Origin of the sequence: Streptomyces atratus, assembly GCF_014648655.1 — a bacterium.
GTDB classification, from domain to species: Bacteria; Actinomycetota; Actinomycetes; order Streptomycetales; family Streptomycetaceae; genus Streptomyces; species Streptomyces atratus.
On the sequence record NZ_BMRN01000129.1, the window covers coordinates 1 to 4,244 of the forward strand.

Below are 4,244 nucleotides of genomic sequence, written 5' to 3' on the forward strand. Positions count from 1 at the left end.
CTGGGACTTCGGGACGGCCACGACGTAGGAGAGCTGGTGGTCTTCGAGGAAGCGGCGGAAGTGGGAGTCCTGGCCGTAGGCGGAGTCCGCGGTGACCCAGCCGATGGGCAGGGGCGAGGCGAGGGCCCGCAGGATGACGGCCCGCGCCAGTTCGCCCTTGGTGGCGAACACGCGGTCGTCGGGGACACGGGCGGCCCGACAGCGTTCGCGGTCCTCGGTCCAGGACTTGGGCAGGTAGAGCTCGCGCACCAAGGCCCTGGCCGAGAACCAGATCGCCGCCCTGTGGCGCCTGGACGGCGCCCTGCGGGAGAAGACGCTGTGGAAGATGCTCTACGAGTCCGCGGCGCGGGCCGATGAGCTGCTGTGCCTCAACGTGAAAGACCTGTACCCGCAGGGCAAGCGGGGGGAGATCACTGCCAAGGGCGGGGCGACCGAGTGGATTCACTGGCAGTCCGGCACCGCCCAGCTCCTGCCCCGCCTGATCGCCCGACGCACCCGCGGCCCGCTGTTCCTCACCGACCGCAGGGCCCCGGCCGGAACGCCGACGCTCGACGTATGCCCCGAAACCAACCGGGGGCGGCTCTCCTACCGCCGGGCTGAGGAGATCTGCGAGGAGAACACCCGGCTCCTGGCCAACCCGCTCGCCTCACCTGAGGGCATCGAAGACCTGGACGGCTGGACACTCCACCGGCTTCGCCACAGTGCCCTGACACACGACGCCGAGGGCGGTACCTCCACTCCGATGCTGCTGGCCCGCTCCCGGCACGCCTCCGTCCGCTCTCTGGAGCGGTACGCCCGCCCCGGAGTCGACGCGGTCGCCCGACACGTCGCAGAGCGCGACCCCGCCGCACGTCGCCGGACGTGACACCCCTCGTTTGCGGCTGGTGACAGCGTTCTTACCGGCATCCCTGGGTGGGCCGGTTCTCCTTGGCGGTGTGCCCGCATTCGGGGCAGGTCCGGGAGGTGTTGCGGGGGTCCACGGCGATCACTTCCCGTCCGGCGCTCTCAGTCTTGACGTACAGGATCGTCAGGAACACCCCCCATCCGGCATCGGCGATGCAACGGTTGAGCCCGGCCTTCGCCGCTGCCCCGTTGGGCAGGAAGATGCCCGGCATTCCGGGATCGGGCTTCGGCGTGGGGGCCTTGCTCATGTTGCGGATCTCGAGGTCTTCGTGCGCGATGAAGTCGTGCTCACGGACCAGGGCGAGCGCGGTCTTGTGCGCGTGGTCGAGCCGCTGGCGGCGCACCTTGCCGTGGAGCGTGGCAACCTTCTCCACGGCCCGCTGGTGGTTTTTCGTGCGGTCTTCGGCTTTGCGGCGCGGGAACCGGCTCAGGGCCTGCTGCGCGGTTTCGAGCTTCGCGGCGGCCTTGCGGCCGTGGCGCGGGTTGGGGACGTGTACGCCGTTGGAGTCGGTGAGGAACGAGGCAATGCCCAGGTCGATGCCGGCGACGCTGCCCGTGGGTGGCAGCGGTTCGGGCCGGTCCTGCTCGGCGGTGAGCACGACGAACCACTTGCGGCCCTCGCGCTTGACGCTGACGGTCTTGACCTTGCCGGCCACCGCACGGTGCTGGTTGACCTTGACGTGCCCGAAGCCCTGGAAACGCACTCGTGTGACCGAGTCGTGCGGGGTGGGGTTCCACCGGCAGCCGTCGCCGTCTTTGGGGAAATCCACAGTGTCGAACCAGTTCACCCCACGAAAGCGCGGGTAGCCAGGTGTCTCGGCGATCACCCGGTCCTGGACTCTTCGGGTACCTCCAACCCGCCGGGCCGCGAGGTCACTTCAGGCTGCCTTCGCCCTCGCCCGGACCGTCGCGGGCTTCGCCGCCGGAACGGACCGCCGCCCCGGCCGGTCGACCTCGCCGACGAGGCGGCCACACCGGTGTGAGGCCGCGGCGATGTCCCGGTCGCGCCACCCGTCAGGAATCCCCGGGCCAGGGCGACGGGGGTGTTGCGCGTGGGCGGCGCGCTCGTGGTGATCGCCATACGGGTGATTGTGCCGGGTTCGGGTGACGGCCGGTAGATTTCCGGGCTGGTCCGTCGCAACGCAACCAGGCATAGCGAGAAGCCCCGTCCTTCAGGACGGGGAGGAGTCACGGAGTGCGCCTGCCGATGCGAACGAACCGCCTGCTTCTGGTGTGGCCGAGGCCGCGGCCGGCCCGCCGCTGCCCGCCGGGGTGGTGGTGACGAGCCTGTACGGCGTCGGCCTCAACGCCTGCTGCGGCACCGCCTCCACCGTCTCGCGGAGGCCCGCTGCTCAGTCGTGGACGGCAGCGCCGCTGAGGTGGTGGTCGGCGAGTTTCAGGACTTCGTCGACCACGTGTCGCAAGTGCCCGTTGGTCAGGCCGTAAATCATGCGCCGACCCTCCTTGCGTACGGACACGAGCCCCGCCAGTCGCAGCTTGGCCAAGTGCTGACTGACCGCCGGACGAGCGGCTCCGCAGGCTGCCGTCAGTGTGGTGACATCCGCTTCACCTTTGCCGAGGGTGTGCACCAGTGCGAGCCGGGTGCGGTCGGCGAGCAGGCCCAGGACCGCGGCGGCGTGGGTGAGCTGTTCGGCGCCCGGATCCAGCGGGTGCGTACCGTGTGCAGGTGATAGGTGCATGCGTGCGCTCATGTGCACATAATGGGTCAGGGCGCCTTGCGGTGTCCACATCCCCGTCCCGCGTCGAAAGGCCGGACCGTGAGCGAGCAGCCTGGACACACCCACCACCCGCACGAGTACCGGCACATTCGCGACCATGAGCACGGGCGCGACAGCGGGCATGCCCATGGGCGCGGTGACATCGGCCGCCGGGCGCGGTGGCGGCATCGGCTCGGCCACCTGGTGAAACCGCACTCGCACGAGTCCGCCGACAAGGTCGACCGTGCCCTGGAGTCCTCCGCGCAGGGCATGCGGGCGCTGTGGATTTCTCTCGCGGTGCTCGGTGTCACGGCTGTGACGCAGGCTGTGGTGGTTGTCCTGTCCGGCTCGGTCGCTCTGCTCGGCGACACCGTGCACAACGCGGCCGATGCACTGACCGCACTGCCGCTGGGCGTGGCCTTCGTCCTGGGGCGCCGGGCGGCGAACCGCCGCTTCACCTACGGCTACGGGCGGGCCGAGGACCTGGCCGGCATCGTCATCGTGCTGACCATTGCGGCCTCCGCGTTCTTTGCCGCCTGGACCGCGATCGACCGGCTGCTGAACCCGCAGGGAATCGGCTATCTGCCCGCTGTCGCTGCCGCGGCCGTGGTCGGCTTCGTCGGCAATGAGTGGGTGGCCCGCTATCGCATCCGAGTCGGACGCGAGATCGGCTCGGCTGCCTTGATCGCCGACGGACTGCATGCCCGAACCGACGGATTCACCTCGCTCGCCGTGTTGTTGGGTGCAGGCGGTGCCGCGATCGGCTGGCGGCTTGCCGATCCGATCGTGGGTCTGGTCATCACCGCTGCGATTCTGCTGGTGCTGCGCGACGCCTGCCGGGAAGTCTTCCGCCGGGTGATGGACGCCGTCGATCCCGCCCTGGTCGACGCGGCCGAGCACGCGCTGGGACGAGTGCCGGGCGTAAGGGCGGTGGGTGAGCTGCGGCTGCGCTGGATCGGCCACCGGCTGCGTGCGGAGGTCGCGGTCGTCGTCGACGGCGAGCTGAATGCGCGTGAAGCCCACCAGGTGGCCGTGGAGGCCGAGCATGCCCTGCTGCACGCCGTACCGAAGCTGACCGCGGCCCTGGTCCATGCCGACCCGACTCCGGCGCCGGGTGCCCCGGACCCGCACCTGGTCCTGGCACACCACGCGACCTGAGCCGAGAAAGCCGCAACGGCACCAGGATCGCGAGAACTTCGCCGGTCGTGCTGTTCGCCGCCGGGATGGGCCTGTTCGACACGCTCGACGGGACGTTCATGAACCCCACCAGTAGGCCTTCTCCGACCCGGTGAGCGAAGTCTTCCGCAACCTTGCCATCACGGGCCTGTCGATCGCCGTCGCCTTCCTCATCGGCACGATCGAGCTGGTCAACGTACTGCACGGCAAGATCGATCTGCGGGACTCGGTCGTCGGCTGGATCTCCGGCCCGACCCGGGCAACGCCGGCTGCATCATCGTCTGTGATCGGAAACGGTCCGGGGCCGCGCGGTGAGTTCACACCGTGCGGCCCCGGACCGTCGAAAAAGGGGGGTGCGGCTGGACGGCGGGTCAGCCCTTGCGGGACTTGACCTCGTCGGTGAGCTGGGGGACGACCTGGAAGAGATCGCCGACGACGCCGTAGTCG

At 69.9% G+C, this 4,244-nt stretch carries 3 protein-coding genes and 3 pseudogenes; 3 read left to right on the forward strand and 3 right to left on the reverse strand.

The window, feature by feature from the left end; translation table 11 throughout:
* Positions 1-258, reverse strand: a pseudogene (locus tag IEZ15_RS43455) (transposase); the annotation flags it as partial.
* Between the two features lie 13 nt (positions 259-271).
* Between IEZ15_RS43455 and IEZ15_RS43460 the strand changes: the two are divergent.
* On the forward strand, positions 272-865 hold the full coding sequence (locus IEZ15_RS43460; RefSeq protein ID WP_373302778.1) for a site-specific integrase: 594 nt from the start codon (positions 272-274) through the stop codon (positions 863-865).
* A 43-nt stretch (positions 866-908) separates the two neighbouring features.
* Here IEZ15_RS43460 and IEZ15_RS43465 read toward each other — a convergent pair.
* A pseudogene (locus IEZ15_RS43465) lies at positions 909-1,730 on the reverse strand (RNA-guided endonuclease InsQ/TnpB family protein); the annotation flags it as partial.
* Positions 1,731-2,255: 525 nt separating this feature from the next.
* Positions 2,256-2,615 (reverse strand): ArsR/SmtB family transcription factor, encoded by a 360-nt coding sequence (locus IEZ15_RS43470; RefSeq protein WP_189282447.1) that lies wholly within the window; start codon positions 2,613-2,615, stop codon positions 2,256-2,258.
* Between the two features lie 9 nt (positions 2,616-2,624).
* On the opposite strand from IEZ15_RS43470, the gene IEZ15_RS43475 reads away from it, so the two are divergent.
* Positions 2,625-3,779, forward strand: coding sequence for a cation diffusion facilitator family transporter (locus IEZ15_RS43475; RefSeq protein ID WP_189282448.1), 1,155 nt, complete (start codon positions 2,625-2,627; stop codon positions 3,777-3,779).
* A 47-nt stretch (positions 3,780-3,826) separates the two neighbouring features.
* Positions 3,827-4,047 (forward strand): annotated as a pseudogene (locus IEZ15_RS46265) (HoxN/HupN/NixA family nickel/cobalt transporter); the annotation flags it as partial.
* Positions 4,048-4,244 lie beyond the last annotated feature (197 nt).